Origin of the sequence: Streptomyces sp. NPDC005752, assembly GCF_040630715.1 — a bacterium.
In the GTDB taxonomy this organism is placed as follows: Bacteria; Actinomycetota; Actinomycetes; order Streptomycetales; family Streptomycetaceae; genus Streptomyces.
Genome location: NZ_JBEXYB010000056.1, coordinates 1 through 18,402 on the forward strand (window position 1 = coordinate 1; position 18,402 = coordinate 18,402).

The 18,402-nt window shown below is 70.2% G+C and carries 18 protein-coding genes; 11 read left to right on the top strand and 7 right to left on the bottom strand.

Features of this window, described 5'->3' with window-relative positions:
* Positions 1 to 126: 126 nt before the first annotated feature.
* Genes ABZ441_RS31380 through paaA form a run of 5 tightly spaced genes read right to left on the bottom strand, consistent with a single transcriptional unit; the run spans position 127 to position 3,696 of the window.
* The gene (locus ABZ441_RS31380; RefSeq protein ID WP_358980402.1) at positions 127 to 1,188 is read right to left on the bottom strand and encodes a 2Fe-2S iron-sulfur cluster-binding protein; all 1,062 of its coding nucleotides are present in this window, start codon (positions 1,186 to 1,188) and stop codon (positions 127 to 129) included.
* Positions 1,189 to 1,686: a 1,2-phenylacetyl-CoA epoxidase subunit PaaD gene (paaD, locus tag ABZ441_RS31385; RefSeq protein ID WP_358980466.1), complete on the bottom strand. Its 498-nt coding sequence runs from the start codon at positions 1,684 to 1,686 to the stop codon at positions 1,189 to 1,191. It abuts the gene before it with no gap.
* The gene (paaC, locus tag ABZ441_RS31390; protein WP_358980404.1) at positions 1,683 to 2,384 is read right to left on the bottom strand and encodes a 1,2-phenylacetyl-CoA epoxidase subunit PaaC; all 702 of its coding nucleotides are present in this window, start codon (positions 2,382 to 2,384) and stop codon (positions 1,683 to 1,685) included. Before paaC ends, paaD begins: the two co-directional genes overlap by 4 nt.
* Positions 2,381 to 2,671, bottom strand: coding sequence for a 1,2-phenylacetyl-CoA epoxidase subunit PaaB (gene paaB, locus ABZ441_RS31395; RefSeq protein ID WP_031090474.1), 291 nt, complete (start codon positions 2,669 to 2,671; stop codon positions 2,381 to 2,383). The genes paaC and paaB overlap by 4 nt, the downstream gene beginning before the upstream one ends.
* Positions 2,668 to 3,696, bottom strand: a complete 1,029-nt coding sequence (gene paaA / locus ABZ441_RS31400) for a 1,2-phenylacetyl-CoA epoxidase subunit PaaA (RefSeq protein WP_358980407.1) — start codon at positions 3,694 to 3,696, stop codon at positions 2,668 to 2,670. The genes paaB and paaA overlap by 4 nt, the downstream gene beginning before the upstream one ends.
* Before the next feature lie 88 nt (positions 3,697 to 3,784).
* Here paaA and ABZ441_RS31405 point away from each other — a divergent pair, with 88 nt between their 5' ends.
* Genes ABZ441_RS31405 through ABZ441_RS31415 form a run of 3 tightly spaced genes read left to right on the top strand, consistent with a single transcriptional unit; the run spans position 3,785 to position 6,659 of the window.
* On the top strand, positions 3,785 to 4,684 hold the full coding sequence (locus ABZ441_RS31405; protein ID WP_358980409.1) for a DUF5819 family protein: 900 nt from the start codon (positions 3,785 to 3,787) through the stop codon (positions 4,682 to 4,684).
* Positions 4,681 to 5,952: an HTTM domain-containing protein gene (locus tag ABZ441_RS31410; protein ID WP_358980411.1), complete on the top strand. Its 1,272-nt coding sequence runs from the start codon at positions 4,681 to 4,683 to the stop codon at positions 5,950 to 5,952. Before ABZ441_RS31405 ends, ABZ441_RS31410 begins: the two co-directional genes overlap by 4 nt.
* The gene (locus ABZ441_RS31415) at positions 5,949 to 6,659 is read left to right on the top strand and encodes a TrmH family RNA methyltransferase (RefSeq protein WP_358980413.1); all 711 of its coding nucleotides are present in this window, start codon (positions 5,949 to 5,951) and stop codon (positions 6,657 to 6,659) included. Before ABZ441_RS31410 ends, ABZ441_RS31415 begins: the two co-directional genes overlap by 4 nt.
* Positions 6,660 to 6,732: 73 nt before the next feature.
* On the opposite strand, the gene paaN is transcribed toward ABZ441_RS31415, so the two are convergent.
* Positions 6,733 to 8,433, bottom strand: coding sequence for a phenylacetic acid degradation protein PaaN (paaN, locus tag ABZ441_RS31420; protein WP_358980415.1), 1,701 nt, complete (start codon positions 8,431 to 8,433; stop codon positions 6,733 to 6,735).
* Between the two features lie 122 nt (positions 8,434 to 8,555).
* Between paaN and ABZ441_RS31425 the strand changes: the two genes are divergently transcribed.
* Positions 8,556 to 9,146 carry a TetR/AcrR family transcriptional regulator gene (locus tag ABZ441_RS31425; protein ID WP_358980417.1) on the top strand — a complete coding sequence of 197 codons (591 nt, stop codon included), beginning with the start codon at positions 8,556 to 8,558 and terminating at the stop codon, positions 9,144 to 9,146.
* Between the two features lie 25 nt (positions 9,147 to 9,171).
* Here ABZ441_RS31425 and ABZ441_RS31430 read toward each other — a convergent pair whose 3' ends face one another.
* Positions 9,172 to 9,693, bottom strand: coding sequence for an Lrp/AsnC family transcriptional regulator (locus tag ABZ441_RS31430; protein ID WP_358980419.1), 522 nt, complete (start codon positions 9,691 to 9,693; stop codon positions 9,172 to 9,174).
* Positions 9,694 to 9,903: 210 nt separating this feature from the next.
* Here ABZ441_RS31430 and pdhA point away from each other — a divergent pair, with 210 nt between their 5' ends.
* The 7 genes from pdhA to ABZ441_RS31465 all read left to right on the top strand — a co-directional run bounded on the left by pdhA (position 9,904) and on the right by ABZ441_RS31465 (position 18,318).
* The gene (gene pdhA, locus ABZ441_RS31435; RefSeq protein WP_358980422.1) at positions 9,904 to 11,067 is read left to right on the top strand and encodes a pyruvate dehydrogenase (acetyl-transferring) E1 component subunit alpha; all 1,164 of its coding nucleotides are present in this window, start codon (positions 9,904 to 9,906) and stop codon (positions 11,065 to 11,067) included.
* Positions 11,064 to 12,098: an alpha-ketoacid dehydrogenase subunit beta gene (locus ABZ441_RS31440; RefSeq protein WP_358980424.1), complete on the top strand. Its 1,035-nt coding sequence runs from the start codon at positions 11,064 to 11,066 to the stop codon at positions 12,096 to 12,098. The genes pdhA and ABZ441_RS31440 overlap by 4 nt, the downstream gene beginning before the upstream one ends.
* Entirely contained in the window at positions 12,098 to 13,543 is a 1,446-nt protein-coding gene (locus tag ABZ441_RS31445) for a dihydrolipoamide acetyltransferase family protein (protein ID WP_358980426.1), read from the top strand. Before ABZ441_RS31440 ends, ABZ441_RS31445 begins: the two co-directional genes overlap by 1 nt.
* A gap of 90 nt (positions 13,544 to 13,633) precedes the next feature.
* A complete protein-coding gene (locus ABZ441_RS31450) occupies positions 13,634 to 14,509 on the top strand; it encodes an NTP transferase domain-containing protein (protein WP_358980429.1) in 876 nt (291 codons plus the stop codon).
* Entirely contained in the window at positions 14,506 to 16,140 is a 1,635-nt protein-coding gene (locus ABZ441_RS31455; RefSeq protein ID WP_358980431.1) for a molybdopterin-binding protein, read from the top strand. Before ABZ441_RS31450 ends, ABZ441_RS31455 begins: the two co-directional genes overlap by 4 nt.
* The gene (locus tag ABZ441_RS31460) at positions 16,098 to 17,240 is read left to right on the top strand and encodes a potassium channel family protein (RefSeq protein ID WP_358980434.1); all 1,143 of its coding nucleotides are present in this window, start codon (positions 16,098 to 16,100) and stop codon (positions 17,238 to 17,240) included. Before ABZ441_RS31455 ends, ABZ441_RS31460 begins: the two co-directional genes overlap by 43 nt.
* 91 nt (positions 17,241 to 17,331) lie before the next feature.
* Positions 17,332 to 18,318 (top strand): NAD(P)H-quinone oxidoreductase, encoded by a 987-nt coding sequence (locus ABZ441_RS31465; RefSeq protein WP_358980436.1) that lies wholly within the window; start codon positions 17,332 to 17,334, stop codon positions 18,316 to 18,318.
* The last annotated feature ends 84 nt before the right edge of the window (positions 18,319 to 18,402 follow it).

Below are 18,402 nucleotides of genomic sequence, written 5' to 3' on the forward strand. Positions count from 1 at the left end.
CCGTACGGCCCTTGCCGTACCAGGCCGGTACGGCGAACTCTCCCCATGCACCCCAGTCCGGCACCGGCCGGTGCCCGTGCGCCGGGCACGAGGGGTTGTTCTGGCAGGGCGGGCGTCTTGCGGCCGTCAGCGGTCGAAGTCGATCTCGACTTCGGGGGTGACGGGATGGGACTGGCACGCCAGGACGAAACCGGCTCCGGTCTCCTCCGGTTCGAGCGCGAAATTGCGGTCCATCCGGACTTCGCCGGAGACAAGGAAGGCCCTGCAGGTCCCGCACACTCCTCCCTTGCAGGCATACGGAGCGTCCGAGCGGCTTCGCAGCACCGTGTCCAGCAGTGATTCGCCGTCCTGGACCGGCCAGCTCCCCGACCGCCCGTCGAGTGTCGCCGTGAGCCGGCTCTCCGACGGTGCGGCGACCCGGGCCGCCGTCGGCGCGGCTGTCCCCTCGTCGGCGACGTGGAAGATTTCCTGGTGGATGCGTGACCGGTCGGCGCCGAGTGCGCGCAGCGCGCCCTCCGCCCCCCGCACCAGGCCGAGCGGCCCGCAGAGGAACCAGCCGTCCACGTCGGCTACCGGCAACAGCGCGGGCAGCAGCGCGGTGAGCCGCTCGTGGTCCAGCCGGCCCGAGGGGAGTCCGGCAGCCTGTTCCTCCCGGGACAGCGCCGTCACCAGTTGGAAACGGTCCGGATAGCGGTCCTTGAGGTCCGCCACCTCGTCGAGGAACATCGTCGACGAGGCCGTCCGGTCGCTGCGGATCAGACAGAAGCGCGCCAAGGGTTCCCGCGCCAGCAGTGTCGATGCCATCGACAGCACGGGCGTGATGCCACTGCCGCCGACGATGGCCGCGAAGTGGCCGGGGCGCGGGGCGAGGACGAACCGGCCCATCGGAGCCATCGCCTCCACCTGGTCCCCGACGGCCAGCTCCTTGAGTGCGTATGTCGAGAACGCCCCTCCGTCGACCATGCGGATGCCCACCCGCAGCACAGGGTCACCAGGTTGCTCGGCGGCAGGTGCGCAAATCGAGTACGACCGTCGGATCTCCTCGCCGCCGACGCTGTAGCGCACATTCAGGTGCTGGCCGGGAGTGTGGCGGAAGGTCTCGCGCAGTTCGGACGGCACGGCGAAGGTGACGGCCACCGCGTCGTCCGTGATCCGCTCGATCATGCTGACCCGGAGCAGATGGAACATCTACAACTCCTTGAAGTGGTCGAACGGTTCGCGGCAGTTCACACAGCGACGCAGCGCCTTGCACGCGGTGGAGGAGAACCGGCTCAACAACTCCGTGTCCGTTGATCCGCAGTGCGGACAGCGCACCGAGAGAGTCAGAGGCACCGGCCCGCCCGGACCGTTGTGCGGACGTGGTGGTGCTATGCCGAACGCGGCGAGCTTGCGGCGCCCTTCGTCGCTGATGTCGTCCGTCGACCAGGCAGGGGACAGGACCGTGACCACGGACACCTCGGCCACGCCGTGGTCGAGCAGCACACGCTCGATGTCGGCCGACATCGTTTCGATGGCGGGGCAGCCTGTGTACGTCGGAGTGAGACGCACCGTGACCTTGTCCGGCCCGTTCACCCGTACCCCCCGGAGCACCCCGAGCTCGTCCAGAGTGAGCACCGGCAGCTCCGGATCGGGCACGGAGCCCGCCAACCGGTGGAGCTCCGCCTCCAGCGGGGTCTCGGTGGTCACCATGACGCCCCCGGGTGGCTGCGGTGGAGGTGCTGCATCTCTGCGAGCATCCGCCCGAACGGCTCCGTGTGGAGGCCCTGCCGGCCCGCTCCGGCCGCCCACGCCCCGGACTGCGGCCCTGACGGGACCGCCAGGGTGGCCCGCTCCACCACGGAGGTGACTGCTGCGAGCCAGCCGTCGCGCAGGACATGCCGGTCGACGTCGACTCCGTCGACGGGCTCGAACAGCTCGCCGGTGAACCGCCACAGCGCGTCCAGCGCGAGCTGCATGCGCTCATGGCTCTCCGTGGTGCCGTCGCCGAGTCGCAGGACCCACTGCTCCGCATGGTCCCGGTGGTAGGCGACTTCCTTGACGGCCTTGGCCGCGAGATCCGCGAACTCACCCTCGCCCGCGGCCAGCTCCTCGTACAGCAGATGCTGGTAGACGGAGAAGTAGAGCTGGCGGGCCATGGTGTGGGCGAAGTCGCCGTTCGGCTGCTCGACCAGTTGGACGTTGCGGAAGGCCCGCTCCTCACGGAGGTAGGCCAGCTGGTCCTCGTCCCCCACGAACGAGAGCAGCATCCTGGCTTGCCCCAGCAGGTCCAGGGCGATGTTGGCCAGAGCCACGTCCTCCTCCAGGACGGGGGCGTGGCCCGCCCACTCCCCCAGCCGGTGCGAGAGCACCAGTGCGTCGTCGCCCAAGGCGAGAGCCGCGGTCACAGGTGCTTCACCCCTTCCGGGATCTCGTAGAACGTGGGGTGGCGGTAGGGCTTGTCCCCGGCGGGCTCGAAGAACGAGTCCTTCTCGTCGGGCGAGGAGGCGGTGATCTCCGTCGAGGGGACCACCCAGAGGGAGACGCCTTCCGAGCGGCGCGTGTACAGATCGCGCGCGTTACGCAGGGCCATTTCGGCGTCCGGTGCGTGCAGGCTGCCCGCGTGGGTGTGGGACAGCCCGCGCCGGGAACGCACGAACACCTCCCACAGGGGCCAGTCGGTCGAGCTGCTCATGCGGTCGCCTCCACGGGCTGGGCGGTTGCTCCGGCTGAGCCGGACCGTGCCGAGTGCTTGTCTGCGTATGCTGCTGCCGCGTCGCGGACCCAGGCGCCCTCTTCGTGGGCCTTGCGGCGCTGGGTGAGCCGCTGTTCGTTGCAAGGGCCGTTGCCCTTGAGGACCTCCTGGAACTCCGTCCAGTCGATCGCCCCGTAGTCGTGCTGCCCGAGCTCCTCGTTCCACCGGATGTCGGGGTCGGGGAGGGTGAGGCCCAGCACCTGCGCCTGCGGGACGCAGATGTCGACGAAGCGCCGGCGCAGCTCGTCGTTGGAGTGCCGTTTGATCTTCCAGGCCATCGACTGTGCCGAGTGCGCCGAGGCGTCGTCGGGCGGGCCGAACATCATCAGGGAGGGCCACCACCAGCGGTTCACCGCGTCCTGCGCCATCTCGTGCTGGGCGGGGGTGCCGTGGCTGAGGGCGAGCAGCAGCTCATAACCCTGCCGCTGGTGGAAGGACTCCTCCTTGCAGATGCGGACCATCGCACGCGCGTACGGGCCGTAGGAGCAGCGACAGAGCGGCACCTGGTTGGTGATCGCGGCGCCGTCGACGAGCCAGCCGATCGCGCCCACGTCCGCCCAGGTCAGCGTCGGGTAGTTGAAGATGGACGAATAGCGCTGACGGCCGGCGTGCAGTTTGTCGAGCAGCTCCTCGCGGCTGGTGCCGAGCGTCTCCGCCGCGCTGTAGAGATAGAGGCCGTGCCCGGCCTCGTCCTGCACCTTCGCCATCAGGATGGCCTTGCGGCGCAGCGAGGGCGCCCTGGAGATCCAGTTGGCTTCCGGCTGCATGCCGATGATCTCGGAATGGGCGTGCTGGGCCATCTGGCGGACCAGCGAGGCCCGGTACGCCTCCGGCATCCAGTCACGGGGCTCGATCCGGTCGTCCGCCGCCACCGCGGCGTCGAATGCCGCGAGGTGCGCCGCTTCCGCCTGCTCCGCCGTGCCTGCTGTCCCCTGCGTCGTCTGGTCCGCAGTCACTGCCGCCATCCCGGGCTCCCTACCGACCGATCGTTCGGTTCCTGGACTTCAATGGTGAGCCGGAGGCCCGTAGGGTGTCAACCCTGTGGATAACTGAGTGGTGATCGACGGTGATCGGGGCGGGATGGACGCGGACCACGGTGGGCGCAGCGGAACCGAGAAGAAGCTCGCCTGGCCCGGTGTGACGGACCGTCCGGAAGCGGACGAGGGAACGGAGTCCGCACCTGGGGGGATACCGGAGGCCGGGGCGGACCACTCCCGAAAACCGGTCGCCGCCGGGCGCCCGGACACCGGCTCCGCGCCCGCCGGACGCAGGCCGGACGGTGGTGTGGCCGCGCTCTCCCCTCCTTATCAGATCGCCGCGGCGATCGCGGTGGCCCTCATAGGGGTGCTGGCCTGCGCACACGTTGCCATGATCTTTCTGCACGTCGCGCCGTCCAACACACTGACGAAGCAGCACGGCGAGGTGGTCGACGACTGGGTCTTCCCCGAGTTCGAGCAGAACTGGAAGCTCTTCGCCCCCAATCCGCTCCAGCAGAACATCTCCGTACACGTACGGGCGGAGCTGGAGGACAACGGCGCGGACGGCAGCAGCATCACCCGCTGGATCGATCTCTCGCGTGAGGACGGCGAGGCGATACGCGGAAACGTCCTCCCCAGCCATGTCGACCAGAACGAGCTCCGCCGTGCCTGGGACTTCTACACCGGCTCCCACGACAGCGAGAACCGCCCCAACGGCCTGAGGGGCGAGCTGTCCGAGCGCTACATCCGCCGCATCGTCATGCTGCGCCTCGCCGAGCACGGTTACGGCGGAGCCGTCGAGCGTATCCAGGTCCGGTCCGGCGTGCGTTCCGTCGCGGCCCCGGAGTGGAGCAACGAGAAGATCAGTACCAAGACGGATTACAGGGCACTCCCGTGGTGGACCGTCACTCCCTCCGACCTCCCCGGGACGGCCTCGGCGGACCAGGCTTCGCAGCTCCGGAAGGCGGAGAAGTGAGCGCCCCGTCCCCGGTCCACGAGAGCGCCGGTACCGTCGGCCGTTCGCTTGCGCGCGCCGTTCAGCGCGTCACCGCCTCGCCCCTCGGCGCCTACCAGAGCGCCGTCGTCAGAATCGGTGTCTCCGCCACCTACCTCCTGTTCCTGCTGCGGGAGCTGCCGCACCGCCACGAGCTGTACGGGCCCGACGGCCCGTGGAGCTGGGGCATGGCGCGCCGTCTCATCAGCAACAACGATTCCTTCACCGTCCTGATGTGGTCGGACGGCACGATCTGGTTCGAGACCGTGTACGCGATCACCCTGGTATCGGCCGCGCTGCTGATGACCGGCTGGCGGACCAGGGCCACATCTGTTCTGTTCATGGCCGGTGTGCTCTCCCTGCAGAACCGCAGCATCTTCATGGGCGACGGCGGCGACAACGTCATCCACCTGATGGCCGTCTATCTGGTGCTGACGCGCTGCGCGCGGGTCTGGTCCCTGGACGCGCGCCGTGTGTCGCGGAGCGCCCTGTGCCGTGAGGAGGGAGCCCGGCCGCCCCGTGACGTCGTCGGGCCGGTCCTGTGGGCGGTGCTCGGCTGTGTCCTGCTGCCTGCCACTTTCATGGGAGGCCTAGGCGGCACATGGTGGCTGCCGTCCCTCCTGTGGGTGCTGTGGCTGGGGAACGGTGCCTGGTGGGCTCTGAACCGGCATGCGCCGGGTCATGAGCTGCGTGTACTCCTCGACGTCCTGGCCAACCTGGCCCACAACGCCGCTCTTCTCGTGATCATGGCCGAGGTGTGTCTCGTCTACGCGACCGCCGGCTGGTACAAGATCCAGGGGTCCCGCTGGCAGGACGGCACCGCCATCTACTACCCGCTCAAGCTGGACTACTTCGCCCCGTGGCCGGGCCTCTCAGGGCTGCTGGCCTCCAGCGCCCTGGCGGTCATGGTGTTGACGTACGCCACGGTCATCGTGCAGGTCGCCTTCCCGTTCACGCTGTTCAACCGGCGGGTCAAGAACGTCCTGCTGGTCCTCATGATCGGTGAGCACGCCGGGATCGCCGTGCTGCTGGGGCTGCCTTTCTTCTCCATGGCGATGATCGCCGCGGACGCCGTCTTCCTGCCGACGGTCTTCCTGGTGTGGCTGGGACAGAAGGGTTGGCTGGTCCGGCAACGCCTGGTCTCCCGGGCGGCGGGCGCACTCCGGCTTCCCGGGCAGCGACGAGCGGCGCCGGCGGACGAGGAGGCCCCGCGCGGCGGCGGCGGCGGTGGCCATACGCTCGTCGGGTGACCAGCGAGACCGGCAGTACAGAAGAGCCCCAGGCGACAGCCGCGCCCGATCCGTCCGCGGAACCGATCCAGTACGACGACGGGTACGGCGCCGTGGTCGGTGTCGGGCCGCACCCGCTGCCCTGGCCCGAGGGGGATCGCTATGACCCCGAGCTCCTCGCCCACGGTGACCGGCGCAATGTGGGTGACGCCTACAGGTACTGGACGAGGGAGGCGATCGTCGCCGATCTCGACCTACGGCGCCACGACTTCCATGTGGCGGTGGAGAACTGGGGTCATGACTTCAACATCGGTTCGGTGGTGCGCACCGCCAACGCCTTCCTCGCGAAGGAGATCCACATCGTGGGGCGGCGGCGCTGGAACCGGCGGGGTGCCATGGTCACCGACCGCTACCAGCACGTGAGGCACCACCCCGACACGGCGGACCTGACTGCCTGGGCCGCGGCCGAGGGGCTGCCGATCATCGGGATCGACAATCTTCCGGGGGCCGTGCCGCTGGAGCGGACGGAGCTGCCACGGCGGTGCGTGCTGCTGTTCGGGCAGGAAGGGCCGGGGCTGACGGAGGAAGCGCGCAAGCACGCCTCGATGGTGTGCTCGATCGCCCAGTTCGGCTCGACGCGCTCGATCAACGCCGGCGCGGCGGCTGCCATCGCCATGCATGCCTGGGTGCAGCGGTACGCGGATATTCCGGACCCGCGCGGCGGCTGACCGGTGGAGCGGATCTCCGCTCCACCGGACGCCCACGGACCGCACGACCCCGGGCCTTGCACGTGAGGCTCGTTCAGGCCTGGCGGCGGACCTCCACCACCCGGAAACGGTTGGACACGAAAGCCCCGTCGCAGAGAGCCGCGTTGGCCGCCGGATTGCCTCCCGAACCGTGGAAGTCCGAGAAGGCCGCCGTCTGGTTGACGAACACGCCGCCGGTGAGATTCAGCGAGAGCTGAGCCGATTCGTCGAAGCAGACGTCCTCCACCGCGCGTTCCACCTCGGGGGAGGTGGTGTACGCGCCGACGGTCATGGCGCCCTTCTCGCGGATCGTGCGGCGCAGCAGATTGAGAGCGTCTTCGGCCGAGTCGACGGCGACCGCGAACGAGACCGGGCCGAAGCACTCCGAAAGGTAGGCCGCCCCGTCGTCCGGCTTCGTCCCGTCGAGTTTCACGAGGACCGGGGTGCGGACCACGGCGTCGGGGAAGTCGGGGTTGGCCACCGGCCGAGAGGCGAGCGCGACGTCGCCCAGGGCCGCGGCTCCTTCAAGCCGCGCCTTCACGTCCGGATTCACCAGGGCGCCGAGCAGCCCGTTGGCCCGGGCGTCGTCACCGAGGAGGCCGTTCACCGCCTCGGCGAGGTCCGCCACCACGTCCTCGTAGGACTTGGCGCCCGCGTCGGTCGTGATTCCGTCACGCGGGATGAGCAGATTCTGCGGGGTGGTGCACATCTGGCCGCTGTAGAGGGAGAGCGAGAAGGCCAGGTTGGAAAGCATGCCCCGGTAGTTGTCGGTGGAGTCCAGGACGATCGTGTTGACCCCGGCCTTCTCTGTGTAGACCTGCGCCTGTCGGGCGTTTGCCTCCAGCCAGTCACCGAAGGCGGTGGAACCCGTGTAGTCGATGATCTTGATTTCGGGGCGGACGGCGAGGTCCTTGGCGATGCCCTCGCCGGGCCGGTCCGTCGCCAGGGCGACGAGGTTCGGGTCGAAGCCCGCCTCGGCAAGCACCTCGCGCGCCAACTGGACGGTGAGCGCCAGGGGGAGAACGGCCCGCGGGTGCGGCTTGACCAGTACGGGGTTGCCGGTCGCCAGGGAGGCGAAGAGGCCCGGATAGCCGTTCCACGTGGGGAAGGTGTTGCAGCCGATCAGCAGGGAGACGCCGCGTCCGGCCGCCGTGAACGACTTGTGCAGCCGCAGCGGGTCACGCTTGCCCTGGGGCTTCGACCAGTCGGCGCTGTGCGGCGTGCGCGTCTGCTCCTCGTACGCGTAGGCCACGGCCTCCAGGCCGCGGTCCTGGGCGTGCGGTCCGCCCGCCTGGAAGGCCATCACGAAGGCCTGCCCGCTGGTGTGCATCACGGCGTGGGCCAGCTCGTGCGTACGGGCGCTGATCCGGGCGAGGATCTCCAGGCAGACAAGAGCCCTCGTCTCGGGCCCCGCCGCGCGCCAGGAGGGCATGGCGGCGCCCATGGCGGGAAGCAGGACGTCCGGGTCCGCGTGCGGATACTCGACACCGAGCTCCGGCCCGTAGGGCGAGACCTCTCCGCCCGTCCAGCCGTCGGTGCCGGGCTGGCCGAGCTCCAGCCGGGTGTTGAGCACGGCGTCGAACGCCGCCTTGCCCTCAGCCGCACCGAGGCTGCCGGGGAGGCCTCCCTCGCCGTAGGCCTTCGGGTGCTCGGGGTGCGGTGACCAGTAGGCGCGCGTACGGATCGCGTCGAGGGCCTGGTCGAGCGTCGGGCGGTGGATCTCGGACAGCTTCTCGGGGGAAAGCTCGGCGGCCATGACGGACCAACTCCTCGTCGAGCCGGGCAGGGATGTGCTGACGGAGTTAGAGTAACCGAACGATCGGTCGGGACAAGGGGTCCCGGAAACCTGTGGACAACTCATGGGGGAGGATCGCGGTCATGACCACGGCCAAGCGGGACACGTATACCCCGGAGACACTCCTGACGGTTGCCGTCCGTGTCTTCAACGAGCGCGGCTACGACGGCACGTCCATGGAGCACCTGTCCAAGGCGGCGGGTATCTCCAAGTCATCCATCTACCACCACGTGGCGGGCAAGGAAGAGCTTCTCCGGCGGGCGGTGAGCCGTGCGCTCGACGGGCTCTTCGGAATTCTCGACGAGGCCGGGGCGATACAAGGGCGGGCGATCGGAAGGGTCGAGTACGTCACGCGCCGTACGGTCGAGGTGCTCATGGAGGAGTTGCCGTACGTGACGCTGTTGCTGCGCGTACGCGGCAACACGACTACGGAGCGATGGGCTCTCGAGCGCCGGCGGGAATTCGATCAGCGGGTGTCCGAGCTGCTCAAGGCCGCTGTGGCGGAGGGAGACCTCCGGGCGGACGTGGACATACGCCTGGCGACCCGGCTGCTCTTCGGCATGGTGAACTCGCTGGTCGAGTGGTATCGCCCGCAGCCGGGAGGATCCCCCGAGACGGAGCAGCTCGCCGACACGGTCGTCCAGCTGGCCTTCGAGGGCATGCGGGCCGGCTGACCCCGCCTGATCCCGATCGGGGAACCTAGGCGAGTTCGGCGGGGCGGTCCGGGCGCGGGCCGAGGTCCGTCTCCTCGAACACCAGCAGGGTGCGGGTGGACAGCACCTCCGGTATTGCCTGGATCCGGGTCAGGACCAGCTCGCGCAGCGCCTGGTTGTCCGGTGTGTGCACGAGGAGCAGGACGTCGAAGTCTCCGCTGACCAGTGCGATGTGGGTGGCGCCCGGGAGCGCCTGGAGCTGTTCTCGGACAGTGCGCCACGAGTTCTGGACGATCTTGAGCGTGATGTACGCGGAGGCCGCCTGACCCGCCCTCTCGTGATTCACGCGTGCGCTGAAGCCGCGGATCACGCCGTCCTCGACAAGTCTGTTGATGCGGGCGTACGCGTTGGCTCGCGAGATGTGGACGCGTTCAGCGACGGCCCGTATCGAGGCGCGGCCGTCCGTGCGGAGGATGCGGAGGATGGCACGGTCCGTGGAATCCAGCGGCCTTGCGGGCGGAGTGCGGCCGGGGTCTCCGCCCGCGTCGGCCATTTGTTCAGCTGCCATCTGCCCGCGCCTCCCTGTTGTGGACGACCTGCCCCTATCCCAGGCTGTGGAGAACCGTTTGTCCACAGGCTGGAGGTGCCTGTAGCCAAATTGCGTCGGCGACCGAACAATCGGTAGGTGAGGCGCACCACACCGTGCCCTGCCCACGCCCCGCCATTCCTGCAGATTTCGACACCCCTCGATATATCTCGATGCCAGGAGGTGCTTGTCATGACGGTCCAGGAGCTGCCCGGCGCAGCCGCCTACAGGCCCACGCCGCCCCCGGCCTGGAAGCCGCTCACCGACCCCGCGCCGCTGCTCCCGGATCCCGAGCCGTTCCGCGTGCTCGGTACGGACGCGGCGGCCGGTGCCGATCCCGAGCTGCTGCTGAGGCTCTACGCCGAGCTGGTTCGCGGTCGCCGGTACAACGCGCAGGCCACCGCACTGACCAAGCAGGGCAGGCTCGCGGTGTACCCGTCGAGCACCGGTCAGGAGGCCTGTGAGATCGCGGCGGCGCTCGTGCTGGAGGACCGTGACTGGCTCTTTCCCAGCTATCGCGACACCCTCGCCGCAGTGGCCCGTGGCCTGGACCCCGTGGAGGCGCTGACGCTGCTGCGGGGGGACCGGCACACCGGTTACGACCCGCGTGAGCACCGCATCGCCCCGCTGTGCACTCCGCTGGCCACCCAGTTGCCGCATGCGGTGGGCCTTGCCCACGCGGCCCGGCTCAAAGGGGACGACGTGGTCGCCCTCGCGATGGTCGGCGACGGCGGGACGAGTGAGGGCGACTTCCACGAGGCGCTGAATTTCGCTGCCGTCTGGCGGGCGCCGGTCGTGTTCCTCGTCCAGAACAACGGCTTCGCGATCTCCGTGCCTCTGGCCAAGCAGACCGCGGCGCCGTCCCTCGCCCACAAGGCCGTCGGATACGGGATGCCTGGCCGCCTGGTCGACGGTAACGACGCGGCCGCGGTTCACCAGGTGCTGAGCGAGGCGGTGGCCCGGGCCAGGCGGGGTGAGGGGCCGACCCTCGTCGAGGCGGTCACCTACCGAATGGACGCCCACACCAACGCCGACGACGCCACCCGGTACCGCGGGGACAGCGAGGTGGAGGCGTGGCGCGCGCACGATCCGATCATGCTTCTCGAGCGGGAGCTGACCGCGCGCGGGCTGCTGGACGAGGACGGTGCCAAGACGGTGCGGGAGGCGGCGGAGCGCATGGCGGAGAGGCTGCGCGAGCAGATGAACGCCGATCCGGTGCTCGACCCCATGGACCTGTTCGCCCATGTCTACGAGGAGCAGACCGGGCAGTTGCGGGAGCAGGCGGCACGGCTGCGGGGCGAGTTGGACGCCGAGCACGGCCCGCACGACGAGAGCGGCGCGGAGGAGGGGCGATGAGCACCGTTGCGGCGACGGCGGCCGGTGAGAGGACCGGCCGGGTCAGGCCGGCCACGATGGCACAGGCCCTGGGGCGGGCGTTGCGCGACTCGATGGCCGAGGACCCGACGGTGCACGTCCTCGGGGAGGACGTCGGCACACTCGGTGGCGTCTTCCGCGTCACCGACGGCCTGGCGAAGGAGTTCGGCGACGAGCGCTGCACGGACACGCCACTGGCCGAGGCGGGAATCCTGGGCGCGGCCGTGGGCATGGCGATGTACGGGCTGCGGCCCGTGGTGGAGATGCAGTTCGACGCCTTCGCGTATCCGGCGTTCGAGCAGTTGGTCAGCCATGTCGCCAAGATGCGGAACCGGACGGGGGGCGCCATGCCGCTCCCGATCACGGTGCGGGTGCCGTACGGCGGTGGGATCGGCGGGGTCGAGCACCACAGCGACTCCTCGGAGGCCTATTACATGGCGACGCCTGGCCTGCACGTGGTCATGCCGGCCACGGTCGACGACGCGTACGGGCTGTTGAGGGAGTCGATCGCCTCCGATGATCCGGTGGTCTTCCTGGAACCGAAGAGGCTCTACTGGTCCAAGGCCGACTGGTCACCGGATGCGCCGGCCCCGGTCGAGCCCATCGGGCGGGCCGTGGTCCGGCGCCCCGGGCGGAGCGCGACCTTGATCACCTACGGACCATCGCTTCCGGTGTGCCTGGAGGCAGCCGAGGCGGCGACGGCCGAGGGCTGGGACCTCGAAGTGGTCGACCTGCGCTCGCTGGTTCCCTTCGACGACGAGACCGTCGCCGCGTCGGTCCGCCGCACGGGACGCGCGGTGGTCGTCCACGAATCGTCCGGGTTCGGCGGTCCGGGCGGTGAGATCGCGGCTCGCGTCACGGAGCGGTGCTTCCATCACCTGGAGGCACCGGTCCTGCGCGTCGCCGGTTTCGACATTCCCTATCCGCCGCCGATGCAGGAGCGGCACCATCTGCCGGGTGTGGACCGTGTGCTCGACGCGGTCGCCCGTCTTCAGTGGGAGGCCGAGAGCTGATGGCGAAGGTGCTCGAATTCAAGCTGCCGGACCTGGGTGAGGGGCTGACCGAGGCCGAGATCGTGCGCTGGCTGGTGGAGGTCGGCGACGTCGTGGCAGTCGACCAGCCCGTCGTCGAGGTCGAGACGGCCAAAGCCATGGTTGAGGTCCCCTGCCCGTACGGGGGCGTGGTGACGGCGCGATTCGGCGAGGAAGGCCTGGAGCTTCCGGTCGGCGCCCCGCTGCTGACCGTGGCGGTCGGATCGGCGGAGACGGTGACGGGCCACGCGGCTTCCGGCGAGTCCGCGGGCGGTGGCGCGGAGGACGAGTCGTCCGGCAACGTGCTGGTCGGTTACGGCACGGGCGCACCGGCGGCGCGCAGACGCCGGGTCAGGCCCGCTCCTGTCTCGGCCACGACCGCGGCACCGGTCTCGGCTGCGCATCCCGCCTCGGATCCGGCGCCGGGCGCGACGGTGGCATCGGTCGCGACTGCGGGTCGGGCCACGAGTGCCGCTCCGGACTCGCCTGCTGTACCGGTCTCGGCCAAGGCGTCGGCTCTCAGCGTGGAGGAGCCGCAGGGCCCTGTCGCCGTCATCTCCCCACTGGTCCGGAAGCTGGCGCGGCAGCACGGTCTGGACCTCCGGCACGTCGCCGGTACAGGGCGGGACGGACTGATTCTGCGTACCGATGTGGAGTACGCGATCAAGGCCGCGGACGAGGTACCCGCAGACGCGGCCCCGCAGGCCGGGCCGGAGCCCGTCCCGGCCGCCGAGCGGATCCCGCTGCGCGGGGTCCGGGGCGCGGTCGCCGAGAAGCTGTCGCGCAGCCGGCGTGAGATCCCGGATGCCACATGTTGGGTCGACGCCGACGCCACCGAGCTCATGGCGGCGCGGTCCGCGATGAACGCGGCCGGTGGTCCCGCGGTTGGGCCGAAGGTATCGGTGCTCGCCCTGCTGGCCCGAATCTGCACGGCGGCTCTGGCACGGTTCCCCGAGCTCAACTCGACCGTGGACGCCGACGCGCGGGAGATCGTGCGGCTGCCCGGAGTCCATCTGGGCTTCGCCGCACAGACGGAGCGCGGCCTGGTCGTTCCGGTGGTCCGGGACGCCCATACGCGGAACGCGGAGTCGATCGGGGCGGAGATCGCCCGGCTGACGGAGGCGGCCCGCGACGGGAAGCTGACCCCGGTGCAGCTCACCGGGGGGACGTTCACGCTGAACAACTACGGCGTGTTCGGTGTCGACGGGTCGACACCGATCATCAACCACCCGGAAGCGGCCATGCTCGGAGTCGGACGGATCATGCCCAAACCCTGGGTGCACGAGGGCGAGCTGGCGGTCCGGCACGTCGTACAGCTCTCGCTCACCTTCGATCACCGGGTCTGCGACGGCGGCACGGCGGGGGGCTTCCTGAGGTACGTGGCCGACTGTGTGGAACAGCCGGTGATGCTGCTGCGCACGCTGTAGTGGGATCGCCCTGGGACGGTCCCGGCCCGGGTTCTTGTGACTTCGGTCCCCGGGGGACCGTCCTGGACGGGTGGCCCGCATACTCGGTGCATGACCGCGTATGACGCCATCGTCCTTGCCGGAGGGGCTGCGAAACGCCTCGGGGGAGCCGACAAGCCGGGGCTTCGCGTAGGCGGCCGCGCACTGATCGACCGGGTGCTCGCCGTCTGCGCCGACGCCGGGTGCACCGTGGTGGTGGGCGGGCGCAGGCCCACCGTGCGTCCCGTCACCTGGGCACGGGAAGTGCCCGAGGGAGGCGGCCCCTTGGCCGCGCTCGGTGCGGGAGTACGTCACACGGACGCGGAGAGCGTTCTGGTGCTCTCGGCGGACCTGCCCTTCCTGGGGGAGGAGACCGTGCGCGCGTTGCTGGCCGCAGCGGATTCGGGAGCCCGCGAGGGCGCTCTGTGTACGGATCCGGGAGGCCGGGACCAGCCGCTGGTCGCCGTCTACCGCGCCGAGCCCCTGCGCCGTGAGCTCGCCCTTCTCGCCACCGAACACGGCAGCCTCGCGGGTCTCCCACTGCGGTTGCTGACGGCCGAGCTGGATCTTGTACGCGTCCAGGCCGGCCCGCTCGCCTCGTTCGACTGCGACACCTGGGAAGACATTGCTGCCGCCAGGACGCGGATCAGGGAGCATGGGACCGTGCTGGACGAATGGATCACCGCAGTCAAGAACGAACTGGGCATCGAACTCGACGTCGACACCGACGTCCTGCTCGACCTCGCCCGTGATGCCGCGCACGGCGTCGCCCGGCCCGCCGCGCCGCTGACCACCTTCCTGGTGGGGTACGCGGCGGCGATGGCGAGCAGCGGCAAGAGCCCGGAGGCCGCGGCTGAGGCGGTGGCCGAAGCCTCTCGCAAGGCCACTGCCCTCGCGCTCCGGTGGGAGGAGGAAACGGAGGCGGGCAGCGGTTCCGGTGCGCCATGACCGCGCACGGAGGCGAGGCGCGGGCAGGCGAAGAGAAACGGGCGGCCGAAGGGAAACGGGCGGCTGAGGAAGCGCGGGCAGCCGAGGAGGAACGGGCTGTCGAACAGGCACTGGCCCTTGTCGGGCGTCAGTCGCAGGCATCGCATGTCCCGGTGGACCCAACCGTTATGGCGACCCCTGCTTCTTCGCCGACGCCGACAGGGCCGGACACGCGCACCAGCCCCACCCCGGGCTCCCGTACTCAGGGCTCCCCGTCAGCGGGCCCCCGTGCCCCGGGCTCCCGTACTCCGGGCTCCCCGTCAGCGGGATCCCCTGACCCCGCCTCGGCTGGGCCGCGCCCGGCACCTGCCGGCCTTTCCAGCCGTCACGGTGCCTCGTCGGTTCAGCGCGCCCCCTCCTCTTCGGGCGCCCACCGGGCAAGGGCCATCGCCTGGGCGGACGCACACGCTCTGGCCGAGCGTCTCGGCCGTGCTGCTCCCCTGGCCGCCCACCGGCTCCCTTCTGACCGGGCTCTCGGGCATGTCCTGGCCGAGGCCGTTGTCGCGCTCACCGATCTGCCGCCGTTCGACACTTCGGCGATGGACGGCTGGGTCGTCGCGGGGCCGGGCCCCTGGGCAGTGCGAGAGGGCGAAGGGCTGCTTGCCGGGCGCGGTGCGCAGGAGCCGCTGCCGGACGGGCAAGCCCTCCGGATCGCCACCGGCGCACGCCTTCCGGCGGATGCCACCGCCGTCATCCGCAGCGAGCACGCACGCTGCGACGAGGCCAAGGGTCTGCTGCACGCCACCCGGGAAGTCCTCCCCGGCCAGGACATTCGGCCTCGGGGCCAGGAATGCCGGTCCGGTGACGAGCTCCTTCCCGTGGGCACCGTGGTGACCCCGCCGGTCCTCGGACTGGCGGCTGCCGCGGGCTACGACGCCCTCGTGGCCGCGCCGCGCCCCCGTGTGGACGTCCTCGTCCTCGGTGACGAGCTCCTCACCGCGGGGCTCCCACGGGAAGGGCTGATCAGGGACGCGCTCGGCCCCATGCTGGCCCCTTGGCTCCGCGCTCTAGGGGCTGAGGTCGCCGAGCCCAGACGCCTCGGTGATGACGCCGAGGCGCTCCGTCAAGCCCTCATCTCGTCCGATGCCGATCTCATCCTCACCACGGGCGGGACAGCATCCGGCCCGGTGGACCATGTCCACCCGGTCCTGGCCGCCATCGGAGCCGAGTTGCTGGTCGACGGGGTGGCTGTGCGTCCCGGTCATCCGATGCTGCTGGCGCGACTCACCGCGGGTGGCCCTTGCGTCGTGGGCCTGCCCGGCAACCCCCTTGCCGCGGTGTCCGGGCTGCTGACGCTGGCCGAGCCCCTGCTACGGGGACTCGCAGGCAGGCCCGCCCAGGACCGCTACAGTGCACCCGTCCACGAAGAGGTGCACGGGCACCCGCATGACACCCGGCTGATCCCCGTGGTCCATCGCGAGGAAGGCGTCGTGCCCCTCCATTACAACGGCCCCGCCATGCTCCGGGGGATGGCCGCCGCGGACGGGCTGGCCGTGGTGCCACCCGGCGGGGTACGGTCCGGCACCGAGGTGGAGATCCTCGATCTACCGTGGGCCTCGGCATCGCCGTGGACGGAAGGGTGTTTCACGTGAAACTTCCCGGCCACGACGCAATGGCCAGGCGCGCGGACGAACATGTCGTCCCGACCCGGGTACTTCTGCCTCGTCGGGTGGTCGACAGGCCTCTGCGTCAGGTCGCCAAACGATTGGCGATGGCTCTCACGGTGCTGGCCGCCACGGTCTTCATCGTCTGGGCCGACCGGGACGGGTACCACGACAACGCCGACAACAAGGTCGACTTCCTGGACGCCGTCTACTACGCGACAGTCACGCTGTCGACGACGGGCTACGGCGACATCGTCCCGTACAGCGACCCCGCCCGGCTCGTGAACGTGGTGCTGGTGACCCCGCTGCGCGTGCTCTTCCTGATCATCCTGGTCGGCACCACCCTTGAGGTCCTGACGGAACGGACCCGGGAGGACTTTCGGCTGAACCGTTGGAGAAGCAACTTGCGTGAACACACCGTGGTCGTCGGATTCGGCACGAAGGGCCGATCGGCGATCCAGACGCTCTGTGCCACCGGCCTGAAGAAGGACCAGATCGTCATCGTCGACCCGGCCGGCAAGGTGATCGAGGCCGCCAACGCCGAAGGATTCGTCGGTGTGCTGGGTGACGCGACGCGCAGTGATGTGCTGTTGCGAGCCGAAGTTCAGAAGGCTCGTCAGATCATCATCGCCACCCAGCGCGATGACACTGCCGTGCTGGTCGCCCTGACCGCGCGTCAGCTGAACCGGGGCGCGAAAATCGTGGCGGCCGTGCGTGAGGAGGAGAACGCGCCACTGCTGCGGCAGTCCGGCGCCGATGCCGTGATCACCAGCGCGAGCGCTGCGGGCCGTCTGCTCGGGCTGTCCGTCCTCAGTCCCAGTGCCGGCACGGTGATGGAGGACCTGATCCAGCAGGGCAGCGGACTCGACCTGGTCGAGCGGCCGGTGATAAAGGCCGAGGTGGGAAGGAACGTCCGGGAGACCGACGACCTGGTGGTCAGTGTCCTGCGCGGCCACCGGCTGCTCGGTTACGACGATCCGGCGGCAAGCCCTCTGCAACTGACGGACCGGGTGATCACGATCGTGCGGGCCTCACCGCTGCACACCTCGCCTACGAGCCATCCCCAGCAGCCCAACCAGCGGCCCTGAGGACAGGACCCGGGCTCAGCGCGGTAGGACCGGGCGCGACGCAGCCAGGTCCGCCCGCGTCCGGGACGGTGTACGGAGTAGCCTCGCGGCCATGTATGCGATCACGATCCCCGAACCCGGCGGCCCCGAAGCGCTCGTATGGGCCGAGGTCCCCGATCCCGTACCAGGCGAGGGCGAAGTTCTCGTCGAGGTCGTGTCCAGCGCTGTCAACAGGGCCGATGTCCTGCAGCGGCAGGGCTTCTACAACCCTCCCCCCGGTGCCTCCCCCTATCCCGGTCTGGAGTGCGCCGGCCGCATCGCGGCACTCGGCCCCGGGGTGACCGGGTGGTCCGTGGGCGACGAGGTGTGCGGACTGCTCGCGGGCGGCGGGTACGCGGAGAAGGTCGCTGTGCCCTCCGGGCAGTTGCTGCCCGTACCCGACGGCGTGGACCTGACGCAGGCCGCAGCGCTGCCCGAGGTGACCGCGACGGTCTGGTCCAACGTCTTCATGGTGGCCCACCTGCGCCCCGGTGAGACCCTTCTGGTCCACGGCGGGTCCAGCGGGATCGGCACGATGGCGATCCAGCTCGCCAAGGCTGTCGGTGCGCGCGTCGCGGTGACTGCTGGAGGCCCCGAGAAGCTGGCGCGTTGTCAGGAACTCGGCGCCGACATCCTCATCGACTACCGCGAGCAGGACTTCGTCGAAGAGCTCCGCAAGGCGACGGACGGTGCGGGGGCGGACGTGATCCTCGACATCGTCGGGGCGAAGTACCTCGACCGGAACGTACGGGCACTGGCGGTGAACGGCCGTCTCGCCATCATCGGCCTTCAGGGCGGTGCCAAGGGAGAGCTGAACCTGGGTGCCCTGCTGAGCAAGCGGGCCGCAGTCACGGCGACATCGCTGCGCGCGCGCCCACTCGCGGAGAAGGCCGCGATCATCGCGGCGGTGCGCGAGCACGTATGGCCGCTGCTCGCCGACGGCGTCGTCCGGCCCGTCGTGGACCGCACGATGCCGATGGCGGAGGCGGCCGAAGCCCACCGGCTGATGGAGTCCAGCAGCCACATCGGCAAGATCCTCCTGGCGGCGCCGACAACCTGACGTCGCCGGCGCCGCACGCCGAGCAGTGATGCGAGCAGGCGCTAGACATTGGCAGGCTTGTTTCGAGCAGGCATCGCACCGTGG